Origin of the sequence: Chromatocurvus halotolerans (assembly GCF_004340525.1) — a bacterium.
GTDB lineage: Bacteria > Pseudomonadota > Gammaproteobacteria > Pseudomonadales > Halieaceae > Chromatocurvus > Chromatocurvus halotolerans.
This window is the reverse complement of record NZ_SLWX01000018.1, coordinates 1-18,468: the sequence shown is the minus strand read 5'-3', so window position 1 is coordinate 18,468 and position 18,468 is coordinate 1. Positions and strand designations below refer to the sequence as shown.

The following is an 18,468-nucleotide window of genomic DNA, read 5'->3' as shown; positions in this document are numbered from 1 at the left end:
GAAGCACATCAGCTGATAACAAGAAGTCACGGTTTGAGCCCTGGTGGTTCAATCGGAAGAGGGTAGGTTTTGTCTCAGGTATCATGGTCACAGTGTAAAACCCGGCTGCAGGACGAGCTGCCGGCCCAGCAGTTCAATACGTGGATTCGCCCCCTGCAGGCGAGCGAGGAAAGTGGGCTTCTGCGTCTGTTTGCCCCCAATCGTTTCATCCGCGATTTCGTGACGGATAAATTCGCCGGGCGAATATCGGAGCTGGTCAGAGAGTATCCCGGGGGCGCGGGGGTTGATGTTGTTCTGGAAATCGGCAACGCACAGGCGACCTCGGGAACACAGGCATCGTTTGCCACCTTTTCAGCCAGTCCCTCCACGCACACGGCACCGGCGGGTGATTCGCTGTCCTATGCGTCGCCTGCGCCATCTGCGCTCTCGTCCAGGAATGCAGACGAGAGCGCACCGGCAGCGCGCGCTATGCCGTCAGCGCCGACAGCCAGCTTTGGCCGCGCCAATGATTCCGAGGTGCACGAAGCACTGCAGCATCAGCACAATCTTGTCAGCAACTATACCTTCCAGAATTTTGTCGAGGGTAAGTCCAACCAGCTCGCGCTCGCGGCGGCACAGCAGGTCGCAGAGAATCCCGGGGATGCCTACAACCCGCTGTTCCTGTACGGCGGCGTGGGTCTTGGCAAAACACACTTGATGCATGCTGTGGGTAACGCGCTGAAAGTCAACAATCCTGAGGCGCGTATTGTCTATCTGCATTCCGAGCGCTTTGTCGCCGATATGGTCAAGGCGCTGCAGCTCAACGCCATCACGGATTTCAAGCGCTATTACCGCTCGGTGGATGCACTGCTGATCGACGATATCCAGTTTTTCGCGAAAAAGGACCGGTCGCAGGAAGAGTTCTTCCATACGTTCAATGCCCTGCTTGAGGGTGGACAGCAGATGATTCTTACCTGTGATCGCTATCCGAAGGAAATCGATGGCCTTGAGGAACGTCTGAAATCCCGGTTTGGCTGGGGTCTGACGGTTGCTGTCGAGCCACCCGACCTGGAGACACGGGTGGCGATTCTCATGAAAAAAGCGCAGCAATCACAGGTTGACCTGCCCCCTGAGTCGGCCTTCTTTATCGCCCAGAGGATCCGATCCAATGTGCGCGAGCTCGAGGGAGCGCTGAAGAGAGTGATAGCAAGTGCTAACTTCACTCGGCGCGCCGTGGACGTTGACCTGGTCAAGGAAAGCCTGAAGGATCTGCTGGCGCTGCAGGACAAGCAGGTCAGCCTGGACAACATCCAGCGCACGGTGGCGGAATATTACAAGATCAAGGTGGCAGACATGATGTCACGCCGTCGCAGTCGCTCCGTGGCGCGTCCTCGGCAAGTCGCGATGGCACTGGCCAAGGAGCTGACTAATTACAGTTTGCCGGAGATCGGCGACAGTTTTGGTGGACGCGATCACACCACAGTTCTTCACGCCTGTCGAAAAATCAAGGAATTGCGAGAAACAAGCTCGGATATACACGAAGATTACAAGAACTTGTTGCGATCTCTAACGACTTGAGCACAATGTCAGGGTCGGCCGTAGGCGTGCCGATCATCAGACCCGTGACTGCAGCTGCGAAGGAAAATCCATGAAATTCAGTGTTCCGCGAGACGCCCTTATCAAGCCCCTTAGCCTCGTTGCGGGTGTCGTGGAGCGTAGAAATACCCTTCCCGTGTTGGCCAACGTTCTGCTGCAGATTGATGGCGAGCAGCTTTCGTTAACCGGTACCGATCTGGAAGTTGAGCTGGTGGGGCGCGTGGCGTTGCCCGCCGGCGCAGAGCCGGGTGAAATCACGGTTCCGGCCCGCAAGCTTCTCGATATCTGCAAGTCGCTCCCAGAGGGCGGCGACATCCAGTTTCACGTCCAGGATGGAAAAGCGGTATTGACTTGCGGGCGCAGCCGCTTTTCGTTGCTGACCTTGCCAGCCAGGGAGTTTCCGAACATAGAAGACAGTATCGGCAGTCATCATTTCGTGCTGTCAGCGCATCAGTTGCGGCGATTGATTGACCGGACATCGTTTGCGATGGCGCAGCAGGACGTGCGCTACTATCTGAACGGTATGCTCTGGGAAATACGAGGTGGGCGATTGCGTTTCGTGGCCACCGACGGGCATCGCCTGGCGATATGTACATTACCTGACGCGCTCGAGTCGGTGGACGATATCCAGGTCATTCTGCCACGTAAAGGTGTTCTTGAGCTGGGCCGACTGCTAGGCGATGACACAGACGAAGTTACGGTCATTCTCGGCGATAATCATTTTCGTGCGACCACGCCGGGCTTCAGTTTCACCTCCAAGCTTGTGGATGGGAAATTTCCGGATTATGAACGCGTGCTGCCACGATCGGCCGAGAAGGTCGTTGTTGCTGATCGGCTGCAGCTTCGTCAGGCTTTTACCCGCACGGCCATCCTGTCCAACGAAAAATACCGCGGTGTACGACTGAAGCTGTCGCAGGACACGCTGGAAATCGAGGCAAATAATCCCGAGCAGGAACAGGCGGAGGAAGTCGTACCGGTCGAGTATACCGGCGACGCCCTGGAAGTCGGGTTCAATGTTGGTTATCTCCTGGATGTGCTCGGTGTCCTGTCTGGCGAAGCGGTGCGTTTTTCCCTTTCTGATCCCAACAGCAGTGCGGTCCTTGAAGAGTCGGATGCCGGTGACTCGCTGTATGTCGTCATGCCCATGCGGCTGTAAAGCGAATATTTCTCCGCTGATTCATTTTTGTCCAAGACAGCAGTCTACGGCTTCTATTACGGAGAGATTGCTGGATTCGGCAGCACCGACGCGGTTTCCATGCTGACACGTCTGGATATTCACAATGTCCGCAACCTCGCGCAGGTGCGGCTTACCGATCTGTCGCCGGCAAATATACTCTATGGCGCTAACGGTAGTGGCAAGACGAGTGTACTGGAGAGTATCCACCTGCTGTCTGCCGCACGCTCTTTTCGTTCATACACCGCTCGCTCTGTCATCAGTCATGGTGCAGGCAATCTCACTGTCTACGGTGAAGTTTCGTCAGGCAACGAGGAACGGGACGCGCGAGAGCGCTCATTGGGGGTTCAGCGACATAGAAACGGCGACGCTGACATAAGGATTTCCGGGCTACCGGTTCGATCTGCCGCTCACCTTGCCGCAGAGCTGCCGGTATTGGTGCTTAACAGCGACAGCTTTGATCTGCTGACTGGCTCTCCTCGTGACCGCCGTCGCTTTCTCGATTGGGGCGTGTTCCACGTGGAACACACCTTCTTTACGGTTTGGCAGCGCTATCAACGTTGCATCAGGCAACGCAATACCCTTCTGCGGCGTGGTAATATACGGGATGCTGAGTTGATGTCGTGGACTCACGAACTCGCGGCCGCTGGCGAGTCGTTGACGCTGAGCCGACAGGTTTACTTCAGCAGGCTCAGCACGCGATTTGCGCAGGTCGTCGCGTCAGTACTTCCGGACAGTTTGCCGGTTACGCTGCAGTTCAGACGGGGCTGGGACCGAGAGAGATCATTGCTTGAAGTCCTGAATGCCGGTTTGGTGGTGGACCTTGAGCAGGGCTTCACCCACAGCGGGCCGCAGAGAGCCGACATTCGGATTCTCGCCGGTGATGCTTCCGCGTCGGACACTTTGTCGCGTGGACAGCAGAAGCTGGTGGTAAGTGCGCTCAAGCTTGCTCAGGGGCACTTGTTCGCCGAAGACGGGGGCGGAGACAGGTGCATTTTCCTGCTGGATGATCTGCCGTCAGAGCTGGATGATGAACATTTGCGTTTGGTCTGCGAGGAGGTAGAGCAAACCCGCGCGCAAGTTTTCATCAGCTGTATTGATCTGGCTGATCTACACGACGTCTGGAGGCCGCCAGATCCGTTGTCAGTGTTCCACGTGGAACATGGGCAGATAGTGAAAGAGAAATGATACGCATGGGGACGCATTTCTGTTGCGGAAGACGCTTCTTCCCGGCCGCGCCTATTGAAACAAAGAGATCAGACATATGACCGATCACGACAACGACCACGCCTACGATTCTTCGAGTATCAAGGTCCTTAAAGGCCTGGATGCAGTACGCAAGCGACCGGGTATGTATATCGGCGATACGGATGATGGCACCGGCCTGCATCATATGGTGTTCGAGATCGTTGATAACTCCATCGACGAGGCTCTGGCCGGCCACTGCAGCACGGTCGACATCGTGATTCACCCGGATGAATCGGTCACTGTCAGTGATGATGGGCGCGGCATACCGACGGAAATGCATGACGAGGGTGTTTCCGCCGCGGAAGTCATTATGACGGTACTGCACGCCGGCGGAAAGTTCGACGATAACAGCTACAAGGTATCCGGTGGTCTCCACGGCGTTGGTGTATCAGTGGTCAATGCGCTCTCAGAGAGTCTGACGTTGAGAATCTGGCGCGAAGGGAAGGTGTTCGAGCAGGAATATCGCCACGGTGTTCCCCAGGCGCCGCTCGCCGAGGTTGGAACCACCGAAAAATCCGGCACGCTGATTCATTTCAAGCCCTCTTCGGAAACCTTCAGCAATATCAAGTTTCATTTTGACCAGTTGGCCAAACGCCTGCGTGAACTGGCATTTCTGAATTCCGGCATCAACATCAACCTCAAGGACGAGCGTTCTGGCAAAACCGATAATTTTCACTACGAAGGCGGCCTTCAGGAGTTTGTTCGATACCTCAACCAGAACAAGACACCGGTCAACCAGGCATTTCACTTTCTGCTGGAAACGCCCGACGGTATCGCTGTTGAGGTCGCCATGCAGTGGAATGATTCTTTCCAGGAGAACATCTTCTGTTACACCAACAATATTCCCCAGCGGGATGGTGGAACCCACCTGGCCGGCTTTCGCGCAGCGCTGACGCGAAGCCTGAACAACTACATAGAGCGGGAAGGTCTTGCCAAGAAGGCCAAGGTGAACACAACCGGCGATGATGCGCGGGAGGGGCTGACCGCGGTGATTTCCGTGAAGGTCCCCGACCCCAAGTTCTCCTCGCAAACCAAGGACAAGCTGGTCTCGTCTGAGGTGAAGACCGCCGTGGAGCAGGCGATGGGCCAGCATTTTGGTGACTACCTGCTGGAGAACCCCCAGGAGGCCAAGGCCGTAGTCGGCAAGATGCTGGATGCTGCCCGCGCCCGCGAGGCGGCCCGAAAGGCCAGGGATATGACCCGGCGCAAGGGCGCACTCGATATCGCTGGCCTGCCCGGGAAGCTCGCGGATTGCCAGGAGAAAGATCCCGCGCTTTCAGAACTGTATCTGGTGGAGGGTGATTCGGCCGGTGGTTCCGCCAAGCAGGGCAGAAACCGTAAATACCAGGCGATTCTGCCCCTGAAGGGCAAGATTCTGAATGTGGAAAAGGCCCGGTTTGACAAGATGTTGAGCTCGGTGGAAGTTGGCACCATGGTGACCGCCCTTGGCTGTGGCGTTGGAAAAGAAGAGTTCAATGCGGACAAATTGCGTTACCACAGTATCATTATCATGACTGACGCCGACGTAGATGGGTCCCATATTAGAACCCTCCTGCTGACCTTCTTTTTCCGACAGATGCGAGAGCTGATTGACCGTGGGCATGTGTTTATTGCGCAGCCACCGCTGTTCAAGATCAGTCGCGGCAAGCAGCACCAGTACCTGAAAGATGAAGCTGCCCTGACAGACTATTTGACCTCCTCCGCGCTCGACGGCGCCGCGCTGTACGTCAACCCCGACGCCCCGCCGATTACAGGCGAGGGGCTGTCAGAGCTGGTAGCAAAGTATCGTGCCGTGGCCGCTACCATCGATCGTCTCTCCCGGGTCTATGCGCCTCCCGTGCTGTGGCAGATGGTTGATGGTCTGCACCTGACCGTCGAAGACATGAAGGACGAATCTGCGGTGACCGGCTTTGCAGAAGCGCTTCGCGATCGCCTGCAAACGGCGACGGAAAAAGGCTTCCGCTACACGGTTCTGGTACGCCGTGAGCCGGAGCAGGGCTATTTCTACCCGGTGGTGCGCCTGTTGGCCCACGGCGTAGAGACAGACACCGAAATCCGTCGGGATTTCTTTACCTCCGGCGAATATCGCAGCCTGCGTTCACTGGGTGACGAGCTGAATAACCTGATCGAGGCCGAAGGCTACTTCCGGCGTGGCGACAAGACGCTCGCGACGCAGGATTTCGCTGAAGGTCTGACATGGCTCATGGCAGAGGCACGCAAGGGCTATAGTATTCAGCGTTATAAAGGCCTGGGCGAGATGAATCCAGATCAGCTCTGGGAAACCACCATGGATCCTGAAACCCGTCGTATGCTGCAGGTCACGGTTGAGGACGCGATCAAGGCCGACCAGATTTTCACGACACTGATGGGTGACCAGGTTGATCCACGGCGGGAGTTTATCGAGCAGAATGCTCTGTCGGTAGCTAACCTCGACGTCTGATTGCGAGTTTTGTTCGCGTTGAAAAGTAATGGGCGATCATGTGACTCCAGCGCCATAGCCACCGTGCTATACTGCACCAATAGTATGAAGCGAGTGCAGGGATTCAGCGATGGCCACGGTACGTAAGACGATTACTTTGACGGATGCCCAGGACGACTGGATCAAGGCGCAGGTCGTCAGTGGCGATTACACCAACGACAGCGAGTACCTGCGAGACCTGATTCGGCGCGAGCAGGAAAAGGCCAGCGCGCTCAAAGCCGCCATCGATGAAGGCCTTGCCAGCGGGCCGAGTGATCAGATTCTTGACGATATCTGGGCCAGCGCGGAGGCCCGATACCGTTCGTCGGATGGCTGAGTATCGCTTTTCACGTCGCGCGGCAGTGGATCTTGAGGCGATCGCCGACTACACCATCAAGCGCCACGGGATTGAACAGTCGCGGTGCTATCGCGATGAGCTCGGCGCATGTTTCGATCGACTTGCAGACAATCCCAGGCTGGGGCGTCGCGCCGAACACCTCGGAGCGGGACTGCGCCGATACGAACACCGCTCGCACATCATCTTCTACCAACAGACTGGTACGCACCTTCAGATAGTGCGCGTACTGCACTACCGCATGGAGGCCCCCCGGCACCTTTGGTAGTTTCAACCTGAGCGATCGAAATCGAACAGCGCAGTGCCGTTATCCGCTCGCGACAATTCAGATTATCGCCGCACCGAGCCCCGGTATTCGGTGGCGGTCAGCTTCCGGCCGATAGACCGCGCGCCCACAGTCACGTGCAGTCTTTCGCAGCGTCAATATGCTGCCGCATGGCGATACCGGTAGCACCAAACTTCTCCACCCGGGCAATCAGCTCATGGCTCTCCGGGATCGGCGCATCGGATAGCAGCAGCACATCATTGAGGCTGGGTGTACTGCGCATTTGCAGACAGTGATCGTAGTAGCCGGAGAGCTTTCCGATTAATTTACGTGTTTTGTAGTCGCTGCTTATCGCGATGTTTACCACAACAACCCCGCCGGGGGCGAGGTTCGCCCTTATGTCCCGGAAAAAGCGGTGTGTTGTCAGGGACATCGGAAGCTCGTCGGCATCGTAGGCATCGAGAAAGATGTAGTCATAGAGCGTGTTGCGCTGCTTTACAAATTCCACCGCGTCCACAACGTGGACTCGCAGCTTTTCTGCCTCCTTAAGCGAGAAGTATTTTTTGGCGATTCGGGCAACTACAGGATCGATCTCAACGGCATCCACGTAAACTTCGGGTAGCCGTGCCTGCACGAAACTGGGGAAGGCACCGCCGCCCAGCCCGATCATCAATAGCCTTTCCAGCCTAAGGGGCACGGCCAGGCCAACGGCCGCGCTGCGGAGATAGGGCATGGGCAATTGCTCCGGATGGCCAAGCCGGATCCGGCTCTGATCTTCGCCAGACAGGTTGCCAAAGCGCATGGAGCGGAAGCCGTCCTTGTCCACGACAAAAACGCGGCGGTTGAAGTCACTGGGCGCCTCGAAAACGACCTGTGCTGGCGCCGGCGACTGGATCTGTAACGGTGGCGCGGCTTGCGACCGCGCAGTAGTCGCCAAACAGCATGTGTACAGGGCGAACGCCAGGGAAAAGCAGATTCCGGTGCTGCCGCCGCGCAGGATTTTCATAGCTTCAGTCTCGCATTGAGGCTGCACTTGCCCATGCAACCGGTCGATCAAGCGCTCACGAATCCCGTAATCAGCGCAGCTTCCGCTTCCGGTACAGCTCAGAATCTGCGCGCGCCACGAGGTCCTCGCTCGAGTCCTCTGGTCTCAGCTCAGCGAATCCGGCGGTCACAGAGGCTGGCGACGGGCAACGCGCCAATTCCTCATTCACCTGCGCCAGCCGTAGCTCACCAAAGGAGCTGTCCGAGTCAGGGAAAATGCAAACGAACTCGTCACCACCGTAACGGAAGATAAGGTCGGAAGCCCGCAGTCGGCTGCGCAACGTGCTGGCTACGTTCAGCAACATCTGGTCGCCTGCGGCGTGGCCCTGCCCGTCATTGACAGTTTTCAGATGATCGACGTCGATGAAGCAGACCACGAGAGGAATGTTCGTACGCCGGGCCCGGGCGATATCGCGGCTCAGCGCTGCGAAGCCTGCTCTGCGGAGAAGGACCCCTGTGAGTGGGTCGATGGAGGCGTCCTCGCGATCTACCGCTGATACTTCGCGGTCAATGCGGGCGCTTGACCGGTCAAGTTGCGCATTGGCGCGTTCGGACAGCCCTGCGGCTCGGTCGCTGGATGCGGTGTTGCGATCGGCTTCGGCGAGCCTACGCTGCCGGGCACCGACGTGCCGGTCTGCCAGTGCTGCCCGGCGATCGCGTTGGGCCTCTGTCCTCTCCTGTGCACTTGCGCTGCGATCCTGAAATGCGGCCTCTCGGTCGGATGCCGCCTCATGGCGAGCAAGTTCTGAACGGAGAATCCGATTTGGAGATCGGCTCCGGTTCCGCGAATCAAACTCCTCGGCAGTCCGGTCACGCTGTTCAGCGGCAGAATCGCGCAGTCCGGCCACATGATCGCGGACGTCCCCGGCATTATCCCGCTCATCCCCAGCGCCGTCTCGTGCCTGACCCGCCAGATCAGACATGTCCAATTTATCGTCCCGTGCCTGACCGGCCAGATCACGCTGATCTGCACGCCGGTCTCGCCTGTTGGAGGCATCATCCCGCGCACCGCCAGCAGTCTGCCGCTTATTTGCGAGATCATCCCGGGTCTCACTAGATTTTTTCATCGGAGCGATTGCCTGAGGTTTGGGGCCGAGGGTCGGCTGGAGGGCACCATGAATGCTCAGTCTAGCACTTGACCAGCCATTGACATGGAAAGCTGATGGGGTGGGTCCGTGTACGAGCACAGCTCCCGTCCCGTAAATTGAACAAGGGTGCGATCCACCAGCGGCTTTCAGGGTAGTTCTGCTCCCTCGCCAGGTCATGTCTCTGCACAGTCCCGAGTCAGCCTATTTTCACCAGGTGATGGTTTTTCTGCGCCTCGGGGACTGATTTAGCTGACCGAAAGCCCCGATGAGCCCAGCTACCGCGTATGCTATGGACTGCAAACACTGAGAGGTGTGATGGGTTCATCGCGTGCCTCGAAAATCATCGTCAGGTAAAGTAGGTACAGCATCATGGCCAAGAAGAAAGAGGAGCTCTCGCGCCGGGAGCTTGATCAGCAAATTCAGACTTACAAGCGAGATGGCGGGAAAATCACGGCAGTCCCCTCCGGGGTCAGCGGCGTTCAACCCAAAGAGAAGAAGGCGACTCCTGCCTGACGTGTAGAACATGGGCGCAGTCAGCGCCGGGTGATGGATGGTTAATGGGCAGTTTGTCGCCACAGATCAGGCGCTGCGTTGCAGTAAGGCGAAAGCCCTCTGGTTCCCGTCAGGGGAATATGGGTCCGAGCGTTCCTTGCCTACGGTCCGGTATTTCACGACGTCCCATCCGCTGCGCTTGAACAGACGATGGAGGGCAGTTTCGCTGAACACCCAGAAGTTCGTAGGATCGTTATTCGCTTCTCGTGAATCGAGGAAGTAAGCGAGCGGCAGATCGGCAATGCAAACGGCATCTGCCTCGGGACCTGCGTGGGACGCAACCTTCGTAGACAGAAGCAGGGTGTTTACGCGCTTGCCGATCTGCTTTAACGCGTAAACCGGATTCTCCAGATGGTAAAGCACGCCCAGAAGCAGGCCGACGTCATAGTCTTCGGGTAGCTCGAAGGAGCCGTTGAGATCAATCTCGTGAATCGGCACCTTCGACTGAAGCGCATCCTTCATGGCCCGGATGCCCTGCATTCCATTGTGATTGGTGGGCGGGTTATCGATAGCCGTGCAGTTGATCCCCAGGCTTTCGTAAAAGAAAGCGTTGTCGCCGTCCTGCGCACCAAGGTCAACCAATGACTTCCCCTTGAGCAGGTCCATCAACTCTTCGTCGGGGAACATGGCATCGAGGTGCCACAGGCTGCTCAAGGTCCCATAGGGATACCACTTGAAGGCGGTTATCTGCTCCTTCTCGACATCGAAGCGTTTCTTCGTCGCCATTGCGGCTTCTTTTAGCTCATCGATATTCACTGCGTGTCGTTACACCGGCAATTCATGGGACATCAACGGTACCGGTCTGTGGTGACGGCGTAAACAGTGCCAGACCCCCCTAACGCATGGTGCCCCGCCGCGCGCTGCTTACGCCTGTCTTGCCGTGCAGTGAGCGGTACAGCGGCACGCGAGTCCGTTTTTCATCAACTGTCTTCATCGCTGCCATCCAGCCGCCGGGCCTGCATGGCGAGATCGATTCGCTCGCCTTCGCTGTCCAGGTGCAGCGACTCCATGTCGGGCAGAGTCTTGCTGGCGCGCGCCGAGAGTCCCTTGAAGCGATCAACCTTGCCATGTAACCCCTGGTTTCCCACGAGAGCGGTGACGGTACTGTTGTAGTGATTGCTTGCGGCGGTGAGAGACTTTCCGAGTCCGGAAAGTCGCTTTGACAGGGTGCTTACCTGATTATAGATATCGCCGGCGGCGTCGGCGATTTCGCGGACTTCACGATGGCTGCGGTCAACCATCCACAGGTTTGCCACCGTTCGCAGTACCGGCATCAGGGTCGTGTGCGACACCAGCACCACATTGCGCTGATAGCCGTAGTCGAAGAGTCCGCGGTCGGCTTTCAGGGCTTCGATGTAAGCCGGTTCCACGGGCATGAACATCAGCACGAAGCTGGGGCTTCCCAGTTCAGCGAGGTTGCCGTAATCCTTGGCCGCCAGATCATCAATGTGCCGTTTCACAGACTTTGCGTGAGAAGTCAGCGCTTCCTTACGTTCGGTTTCGCCGGGAGCGGACACTGCGCGGCTGTAGTCGAGCAGAGATACCTTGCTGTCGATGACCAGGTGTTTGCCGTCGGGAAGCTTGATGAGAAAATCCGGCAAGCGTCGACGCCCATCCGGGTCGGTGAAAGCGCGCTGGCTGTCGTAGTGATCGCCGCGCAGCAGTCCCGACAGCTCCAGCGTGCGCTCCAGCTGCGCTTCACCCCAGTTGCCCATGGCCTTGTTGTCGCCTTTCAGGGCCTGTGCCAGATTGCTCGCCTGCACGTTCATCTGCAGGCCGGTCTCGAGGACCTTGCGGATTTCCCCCTCCAGCAGGGTATTGCCGCGCAGAGCCTCGGCGTGCACCTCGTTGACGCGCGACTGGAAGCTGTGAATCTGCTCCCGGAAGGGCCGCAGCAGTGCCTCGAGGGATTCACGACTGCTGGCGTTGAAACGCCGTCCCTTGTCGTCGAAGATGCGGTTGGCGAGATTTTCGAAATCGCGCGTCAGCTGTTCCCGGCTGTCACGCAGAAACTTTACCTGCTCGCGATAGCGTCGATCACGCTCCTGCAGCGTCGCCTCGCTACCGGCAAGACGCCGGGAAAGGTCGGCGTGCTGTTTCTGCAGTCTCTCCAGCCGGCGCAGGCGCGGCCAGACGAGGGCGAGGCACAGCAGGACCCCGGCGACGGCACCCGATACCAGACAGGTGGCAATCAGCGGATACAGCGATGCGTCGATAGCGGGCATACGCAGAGCGTATCCGTATCAGCGTGACACCACCAGCTGTGAGATATCCGCTACCTGCATGAACACCTGCCGAAGCTCGTGCAGAAGATTCAGCCGGTTGCGGCGCAGGGACTCGTCCTCTGCATTGACCATGACCCTGTCAAAAAAGGCGTCGACGGGATCGCGCAGTGCTGCAAGCTCAGCCAGCGCCTCGGTGTACGCACCGGCAGCGAGCTGTTGTCGGGCGGCATCGCCGGACTGCGCCAGGGATTGCCATAGCGCGCCCTCTTCTGTTTCAACAAAGCGTGTCGGATCGACGCTGGCAAAGCTGTGTTCGCGATCGAGCTTGCCCAGGATATTGGCAACGCGCTTGTTCGCCGCGGCGAGAGCCGCGGATTCCGGAAGCTGGCTGAAGCGATGCACGGCATGCACCCGCTGCTGGAACTCCAGCGGCCGGGTGAGACCCAGCGCGGCCACAGCGCGGAAGTGCTCAGCCGGAATGCCCTCGTCCTCGAACCAGGCGCGGAAGCGCTCCAGCATGTAATCGAGCACGGGGTCGATACTGTCGGTGCCTAGCACGCCCTGCGGATACTGGTCCCGCGCCAGCTCTAGGCAGACGCGCAGGTCGGTATCGATGGCTTTCTCCACCAGGATGCGCAGCACCGCGAGGGAGGCGCGGCGCAGTGCAAAGGGGTCACGTGATCCGGTGGGTGGCTGTCCGATCCCGAATATCCCCACGAGCGTATCGAGGCGATCCGCCAGTGCCAGGCAGGTCGCCACCGGTTCCGATGGCAGCCGGTCGCCGGAAAAGCGCGGCCAGTACTGTTGCTGCAGCGCGGTAGCTACCGCCTCCGGTTCACCGTCGTTGCGAGCGTAGTAAGCGCCCGCTATCCCTTGCAGGTCAGCAAACTCAAGCACCATCTCGCTGACAAGATCGGTCTTGGCCAGCCTGGCTGCACGCTCGCAGTGCGCGGGATCGGCGCCCAGGGTGCCCGCCAGCCCGCGAGCCAGTCCCGTCAACCGCAGGGTCTTGTCGTAGAGCGTGCCGAGTGCTTTCTGGAACACGACCTGCTCGAGTGAGTCCACGCGACTGTCGAGGGTTTTCCGGCGATCCTGCTCATAGAAGAACGCGGCATCGCTCAGGCGCGGTCGGATGACGCGCTCGTTGCCCGCGATCACCTGAATCGGGTCCTTGCTCTCGATATTGCTGATGGTGATGAAATTCGGCAGCAGCTTGCCGCCGTCATCCACCAGGTGAAAATACTTCTGATGTTCCTTCATGGAAGAGATAAGCGCTTCGGCGGGCACGTCGAGGAAGCGCGCTTCAAACGCGCCGGTGAGGGCGACAGGCCATTCCACCAGGCCGGTGACCTCGTCCAGCAGATCGTCGTCGATGACGGCGTGCGCGCCGATGGCGCTGGCTTCCACCTTTACCTGATCGAGAATCATCTGGCGGCGACGGGCAACCTCAGGCACCACGCGTGCCGCTTCCAGTGTTGACACGTAATCGCCGGGGGCAGACAGCTCAATGTCGTGATTGCTGTGCACGCGATGGCCGCGCGTCGTCCTGCCAGTGGCGATACCGAGTACCTCGCCCTGAACGACGTCTTCATCGACGAGAGCCACCACCCAGTGCGCGGGGCGGACAAATTCAACGCGGCTGCTGCCCCAGCGCATGCGCTTCGCGATGGGCAGGTTGGATATGCTGCTGTTGATCGCATCGATCAGTACGTCGCGGAGACTGGCGCCGGCCTGCTCCTGCTGCAGGCCCAGTCGAAGACCTTTCTCCGTATCGATTTCCTGCAGCTGTGCAGGCTCAATGCCCTGTTTGCGCGCGAAACCGAGTGCGGCCGGGCTCCAGTCGCCGGTGTTCGTGCGTGCCCTGTCTGCCGGTGGCCCCAGCAGGGTGATGGTGGTCGCCGCCGCCTGTGTCTCCACGGCGTCAATCACCACGGCAAGACGTCGGGGCGTGGCATACCACTGCGCATCGCCGTGAATGACCAGCCCCTGCTCTTTCAGCGCAGCGACGATACCGTCGCGGAACGCCAGGCCCAGTGCTGCCAGCGACGTTGGCGGCAGTTCTTCAGTGCCCAGCTCTACCAGTACGGCCGCGGTGCTCATGATTTCGCCTCCGCTGCCTGCCACTGTGACAGGGCCTGCTCACGGTGGGCGTCGGATGCCATGGGGAAGCCCAGGCGCGCGCGGGCGTCGACATAGGCACCGGCAACTGCCCTGGCCAGGGTTCGCACCCGCAGGATGAATCGCTGGCGCTCGGTGACCGATATGGCGTGGCGCGCGTCGAGCAGGTTGAACGTGTGTGATGCCTTCATGACCAGCTCATAGGCCGGCAGGGGCAGCGCTGCCTGAACCAGCCGCTGCGCCTCTTTCTCGCAGTGGTCAAACTGCTGGAACAGGAAATCGACATCCGCCTCCTGAAAATTGTAGCGCGACATTTCCACTTCATTCTGATGGTAGACGTCGCCGTAGGTGACAGGCCCCGCTGGCGTCTGCGCCCAGACCAGGTCGTACACGCTATCGACGCCCTGCAGATACATCGCGATCCGCTCCAGGCCGTAGGTAATTTCACCCGTGACCGGGAAACACTCAAGGCCGCCGGCCTGCTGGAAGTAGGTGAACTGCGTGACTTCCATGCCGTTGAGCCACACTTCCCAGCCCAGACCCCAGGCACCCAGAGTGGGCGACTCCCAGTTATCCTCGACAAAGCGGACGTCGTGGATTTCCATGTCCACCCCGAGGGCAGTGAGGGATTGCAGGTACAGCTCCTGGAAATCCGGCGGTGACGGCTTCATGACCACCTGGAACTGGTAATAATGCTGCAGGCGGTTCGGATTCTCGCCGTAGCGGCCGTCGGTCGGTCGACGGCTGGGCTGGACGTAGGCGGCATTCCAGTTTTCCGGTCCCAGAGCGCGCAGGAAGGTTGCCGGGTGGAAGGTGCCAGCGCCGACTTCCATGTCCAGAGGCTGCAGTATCACGCAGCCATGTTCGCCCCAGAAGGCCTGCAGGCGCAGGATCAGGTCCTGAAAGGTGAGGGTCTGTTGCATAGGGTTGCGCGTGCCTTTGCCTGTCCTGTTGCGATCACTGGAAGTCAGTGGCGCAAAAAGGGCGCTATTATACAGTGTCTTTTGGCGGCATAATATGCGGCGATGTCGCGTCGCTCTCCCCCGTTAACACCCTCAACATTGCCCCGATCCGTCAGGGCTGGCGCAGTGCGCCTCCTGCTGGGTATTTGCGCCTGGCTGCCGCTGTCTGCAGCCCGCGCGCTGGGGCGCGTCGCGGCGCGGGTCGCATGGCTGCGGTCCCCGCCCAGTCGCCGCATCACCGAGCGCAATGTCCGCCTGGCTTTTCCGGAACTTGGCCCGCCTGAGCAGCATCGACTGGCTCGTGGGAGTTTTTCCGCCACCGCACAGGCTGCCTGTGAAATGGGGCATGTGTGGCTCAGAGACATCGGGCACGTAAAGGGACTGATTCGCGAAGTCTCTGGAGAAGACGCCGTGCGTGCCGCCTTGGCTTCAGGCCGTGGCGTAGTCGTTCTCGGACCGCACCTCGGCAATTGGGAGGTGCTTGGCCTGCATGTTGCGTTGTTGGGTCCCCTGGTATCGCTTTACGAGCCGCCTCACATGCGGGAACTGGACGGACTGCTGCGCAGCGCCAGGGAGCGCAGCGGGGCCCGGCTGGTGCCGACGACTCCCCGCGGCCTGGCGGCCCTGGTGCGCAGCGTGCGCGAGGGGCAGATTTCCGGCATTCTTCCGGATCAGGTGCCACGGGCGATGACGGCGGGTCTCAATGTGCCATTCATGAACATTCCATGTTTTACCGGTACGCTGGCGAGCAAGGTCATACAGCGTAGCGGCGCGCTGGCCGTTTTCGGCTTTGCGCAGCGAGTGAAGGGCGGGTTCCACATCCGCTTTCTGCCCGCCGAGGAGGATATCTACTCTGCCGACCTTGAGCGCTCTCTGGCGGCCCTGAACCGAGGCGTCGAGGCCTGTCTGCGCCATTGTCCCGAGCAGTACCAGTGGGAGTACAAGCGTTTTCGACAGCGGCCCGCCGTGTACCCGGATCATTACAGAAACCTTTAGGATGCTTCCATCCATGATGCCTCCATCCATGACCGATTCAGGCAACGCTTATGTTCTACGGTAAGCTCGTAGCCGGCCTCATCGGTCTTCTGGTCGCCGGCCCGGTGGGACTTATTCTCGGTCTTCTCCTCGGCCACGCGTTTGATCGCGGGCTGCTGAAAACGCTGCACTACGGCTCCCCCGAGCAGATAGCCAGGACGCAAAAAAGCTTTTTTGACACCTGTTTCCTGTTGCTGGGCCATGTTGCCAAGGCCGATGGTCGGGTGTCAGAGAAAGAAGTTGCGCACACCGAGGCCCTGTTCCGGCAAATGGGTCTCGATGCGCACCAGCGTCAGGAGGCCATCAGCCTGTTCAAGCGGGGCTCTGCGGCGGGTTTCGACCCTGAGCCGGTGGTTGCCGAGTTCCTCAGGGCCTGCCACGGTCAGCGCCGCCTCAGGCAGACGCTGCTGCTCTTCCTGATTTCGCTGGCGCTCGCGGATCATGCGCTGGAGCCCGCGGAGCGTGCCGTGCTCGGTCGCCTGGCCGGCCTGCTGGGTTACAGCGATGCCCAGCTGGAGCAGCTGCTCAACATGACCCGGGCGCAGGAGCACTTCCACGGCGACCGCGGTGCCTCGGGGGGCGTGCAGCCGGGGACGAGCCTCAAGGATGCCTATGCGGCACTGGGCGTCAGCGAGAAGGTGGATGACCGTGCGCTCAAGCGCGCCTATCGCAAACTGATGAGTGAGCACCATCCCGACAAGCTGATCGCCCGCGGCGTGCCCGAGGACATGCTCAAGGTCGCGACGGAGCGGGCCCAGGAGATACAGGTGGCCTACGACATGATCCGCAAGTCGCGTGGCCTGAAGTAGGCCGTCGCGATCAGCGTCGCCAGAATGCCGGCGTGAACAGCACCAGCAGCGTAAAGATTTCGAGTCGCCCCAGCAGCATCGCAAGGCATAGGACGCCCTTGCTGAAATCCGTGATCCCCGCATAGTTGGCGGCGACCTCGCCGAGACCGGGGCCGAGATTGTTCAGCGTTGCTGCCATGGCAGAGAACGCGGTCAGAAAATCCAGTCCCGTGGCCATGATCGCAAGCATCAGGACAATAAACACAAAGGTATACACCGCGAAAAAACTCCACACGGCACTGATCACGTTGGCCTCAACCCGCCGGTTGCCCACCTTGAGCGGAATCACCGCATGCGGGTGGACCAGCTGCTTCATCTCGCGTATTCCCTGTTTATAGATGAGCATCAGCCGCATGGCCTTGATGCCCCCGGCGGTGGAGCCCACGCAGCCACCCATAAAGGAAAACATGATCAGCATGATGGGCAGGAACAGCGGCCAGATACTGAAATCCTGTGTGGCAAACCCGCTTGTCGTGACAATGGAAATGGTCTGGAAAAGACCGTGCACCAGGCTGTCCTCAAGATCCAGCGTGGCACTGGCGAGCAGAAAACCGCAGGTGATGATCGTGCAGATGGCGATGGCGTTAAGATAAAAGCGCGTCTCCGAGTCGCTGCGGTAGCCGCTGAAGTTGCGCCGGCTCCAGGCAATGTAGTGCATGCCGAAGCTGATACCCGAGATCAGCATGAACAGGCTACAGATCAGAAGAATCACGTTGCTGTCGAAGAAACCCATGCTCGCGTCATGCGTGCTGAAGCCACCGATGGCAACCGTGGACATGGCATGGCAGAGGGCATCGAAGGCGCTCATGCCGGCGGCATAGTAGGCCGCACCGCACAGCACCGTCAGCGAAAGATAGACGGCGGACAGCGCCTTTGCGGTGCCCGCGATGCGCGGCGTCAGCTTGGTGTCCTTGGACGGCCCGGGTATTTCTGTTCGGTACAGCTGCATGCCCCCGATGCCTAGCATCGGCAGAATGGCCACCGCGATGACGATGATGCCGATGCCGCCGAGCCACTGCAGCAGTTGCCGGTAAAGCAGAATGGAGGCGGGCATATCGTCAAGGCCGGTGAGTACCGTGGCGCCGGTCGTGGTCAGTCCGGAAATGGACTCGAACACGGCATCCATCGGGTCGACGCCGAGGGACTCCGTCAGCGCGAAGGGCAGCGACCCGAACAGCCCCAGGATGGTCCAGAACAGGGATGTCACGAGGAAGCCGTCGCGTATGCGCAGCTCGCGCTGACGCGAGCGGAAAGGCAGCCAGAGCGTCAGACCGCTGGTGAGGGTGAGCGCGAAGGCGTAGGAGAATCCGGTGACTGTGGCGTCGTCGGCAATCACCGCCACGGTGAGTGGAACCAGCAGCGTACTGCTGAACAGGGTCAGCAGCACGCCGAGTATCTTGGCGATGATCGAGAAGTGCACGGCTACCGCCTAGCAGTCTGTCGGACTCACGTCCGACAGACACGGTTTAAAGTCGTGGTAACGGTTCAAAGCTGTTAGTTTTGCTTCTGGTGGTTCTGAGT

General features: G+C 59.5%; 17 protein-coding genes. 9 read left to right on the top strand and 8 right to left on the bottom strand.

Translation table 11 applies throughout. The features are described 5' to 3' along the window. Positions 1-69 precede the first annotated feature (69 nt). From dnaA to EV688_RS17935, 6 genes are all read left to right on the top strand, one after another. Positions 70-1,557: a chromosomal replication initiator protein DnaA gene (gene dnaA, locus EV688_RS14980; protein WP_117319294.1), complete on the top strand. Its 1,488-nt coding sequence runs from the start codon at positions 70-72 to the stop codon at positions 1,555-1,557. Positions 1,558-1,627: 70 nt separating this feature from the next. Beyond that, positions 1,628-2,731: a DNA polymerase III subunit beta gene (gene dnaN / locus EV688_RS14975; RefSeq protein ID WP_117319295.1), complete on the top strand. Its 1,104-nt coding sequence runs from the start codon at positions 1,628-1,630 to the stop codon at positions 2,729-2,731. 27 nt (positions 2,732-2,758) lie between these two features. Further along, positions 2,759-3,937, top strand: a complete 1,179-nt coding sequence (recF, locus tag EV688_RS14970) for a DNA replication/repair protein RecF (protein WP_205686713.1) — start codon at positions 2,759-2,761, stop codon at positions 3,935-3,937. A 76-nt stretch (positions 3,938-4,013) separates the two neighbouring features. Then, positions 4,014-6,437 (top strand): DNA topoisomerase (ATP-hydrolyzing) subunit B, encoded by a 2,424-nt coding sequence (gene gyrB / locus EV688_RS14965; RefSeq protein WP_117319297.1) that lies wholly within the window; start codon positions 4,014-4,016, stop codon positions 6,435-6,437. A 109-nt stretch (positions 6,438-6,546) separates the two neighbouring features. Further along, complete coding sequence (locus tag EV688_RS14960) at positions 6,547-6,792, top strand: type II toxin-antitoxin system ParD family antitoxin (RefSeq protein WP_117319298.1); 246 nt, start codon at positions 6,547-6,549, stop codon at positions 6,790-6,792. Further along, positions 6,704-7,078, top strand: coding sequence for a type II toxin-antitoxin system RelE/ParE family toxin (locus EV688_RS17935; RefSeq protein WP_117319299.1), 375 nt, complete (start codon positions 6,704-6,706; stop codon positions 7,076-7,078). The genes EV688_RS14960 and EV688_RS17935 overlap by 89 nt, the downstream gene beginning before the upstream one ends. Before the next feature lie 130 nt (positions 7,079-7,208). Here the strand turns inward: EV688_RS17935 and EV688_RS14950 are convergent, their stop codons facing one another. From EV688_RS14950 to EV688_RS17745, 3 genes are all read right to left on the bottom strand, one after another. Further along, positions 7,209-8,081, bottom strand: a complete 873-nt coding sequence (locus EV688_RS14950) for a spermidine synthase (RefSeq protein ID WP_117319300.1) — start codon at positions 8,079-8,081, stop codon at positions 7,209-7,211. 70 nt (positions 8,082-8,151) lie between these two features. Continuing rightward, complete coding sequence (locus EV688_RS17750) at positions 8,152-8,589, bottom strand: GGDEF domain-containing protein (protein ID WP_279388124.1); 438 nt, start codon at positions 8,587-8,589, stop codon at positions 8,152-8,154. 17 nt (positions 8,590-8,606) lie between these two features. After that, on the bottom strand, positions 8,607-9,161 hold the full coding sequence (locus EV688_RS17745) for a hypothetical protein (protein WP_240624440.1): 555 nt from the start codon (positions 9,159-9,161) through the stop codon (positions 8,607-8,609). A gap of 415 nt (positions 9,162-9,576) precedes the next feature. Here EV688_RS17745 and EV688_RS17490 point away from each other — a divergent pair, with 415 nt between their 5' ends. Continuing rightward, positions 9,577-9,720, top strand: a complete 144-nt coding sequence (locus EV688_RS17490) for a hypothetical protein (RefSeq protein ID WP_162883986.1) — start codon at positions 9,577-9,579, stop codon at positions 9,718-9,720. Positions 9,721-9,786: 66 nt separating this feature from the next. Here the strand turns inward: EV688_RS17490 and EV688_RS14940 are convergent, their stop codons facing one another. From EV688_RS14940 to glyQ, 4 genes are all read right to left on the bottom strand, one after another. Further along, positions 9,787-10,515 (bottom strand): methyltransferase domain-containing protein, encoded by a 729-nt coding sequence (locus EV688_RS14940; protein ID WP_117319302.1) that lies wholly within the window; start codon positions 10,513-10,515, stop codon positions 9,787-9,789. A gap of 164 nt (positions 10,516-10,679) precedes the next feature. Beyond that, positions 10,680-11,984 (bottom strand): DNA recombination protein RmuC, encoded by a 1,305-nt coding sequence (gene rmuC / locus EV688_RS14935; RefSeq protein ID WP_117319303.1) that lies wholly within the window; start codon positions 11,982-11,984, stop codon positions 10,680-10,682. A gap of 18 nt (positions 11,985-12,002) precedes the next feature. Continuing rightward, entirely contained in the window at positions 12,003-14,084 is a 2,082-nt protein-coding gene (glyS, locus tag EV688_RS14930) for a glycine--tRNA ligase subunit beta (protein ID WP_117319304.1), read from the bottom strand. Then, positions 14,081-15,025, bottom strand: a complete 945-nt coding sequence (glyQ, locus tag EV688_RS14925) for a glycine--tRNA ligase subunit alpha (protein ID WP_117319305.1) — start codon at positions 15,023-15,025, stop codon at positions 14,081-14,083. The genes glyS and glyQ overlap by 4 nt, the downstream gene beginning before the upstream one ends. 165 nt (positions 15,026-15,190) lie before the next feature. Between glyQ and EV688_RS14920 the strand changes: the two genes are divergently transcribed. Then, positions 15,191-16,060 (top strand): lysophospholipid acyltransferase family protein, encoded by an 870-nt coding sequence (locus tag EV688_RS14920; RefSeq protein WP_243650302.1) that lies wholly within the window; start codon positions 15,191-15,193, stop codon positions 16,058-16,060. Between the two features lie 50 nt (positions 16,061-16,110). Next, a complete protein-coding gene (gene djlA / locus EV688_RS14915) occupies positions 16,111-16,908 on the top strand; it encodes a co-chaperone DjlA (protein ID WP_117319307.1) in 798 nt (265 codons plus the stop codon). A 10-nt stretch (positions 16,909-16,918) separates the two neighbouring features. On the opposite strand, the gene EV688_RS14910 is transcribed toward djlA, so the two are convergent. Next, entirely contained in the window at positions 16,919-18,367 is a 1,449-nt protein-coding gene (locus EV688_RS14910; RefSeq protein WP_117319308.1) for a TrkH family potassium uptake protein, read from the bottom strand. Positions 18,368-18,468 lie beyond the last annotated feature (101 nt).

Coding starts and splice junctions, on each gene's coding strand:
- dnaN (WP_117319295.1), top strand. CDS start 1,628: ATGAAATTCAGTGTTCCGCGAGACGCCCTTATCAAGCCCCTTAGCCTC.
- gyrB (WP_117319297.1), top strand. CDS start 4,014: ATGACCGATCACGACAACGACCACGCCTACGATTCTTCGAGTATCAAG.
- EV688_RS14960 (WP_117319298.1), top strand. CDS start 6,547: ATGGCCACGGTACGTAAGACGATTACTTTGACGGATGCCCAGGACGAC.
- EV688_RS17935 (WP_117319299.1), top strand. CDS start 6,704: ATGAAGGCCTTGCCAGCGGGCCGAGTGATCAGATTCTTGACGATATCT.
- EV688_RS14950 (WP_117319300.1), bottom strand. CDS start 8,081: ATGAAAATCCTGCGCGGCGGCAGCACCGGAATCTGCTTTTCCCTGGCG.
- EV688_RS17745 (WP_240624440.1), bottom strand. CDS start 9,161: ATGATCTCGCAAATAAGCGGCAGACTGCTGGCGGTGCGCGGGATGATG.
- EV688_RS17490 (WP_162883986.1), top strand. CDS start 9,577: ATGGCCAAGAAGAAAGAGGAGCTCTCGCGCCGGGAGCTTGATCAGCAA.
- rmuC (WP_117319303.1), bottom strand. CDS start 11,984: ATGCCCGCTATCGACGCATCGCTGTATCCGCTGATTGCCACCTGTCTG.
- glyS (WP_117319304.1), bottom strand. CDS start 14,084: ATGAGCACCGCGGCCGTACTGGTAGAGCTGGGCACTGAAGAACTGCCG.
- glyQ (WP_117319305.1), bottom strand. CDS start 15,025: ATGCAACAGACCCTCACCTTTCAGGACCTGATCCTGCGCCTGCAGGCC.
- djlA (WP_117319307.1), top strand. CDS start 16,111: ATGTTCTACGGTAAGCTCGTAGCCGGCCTCATCGGTCTTCTGGTCGCC.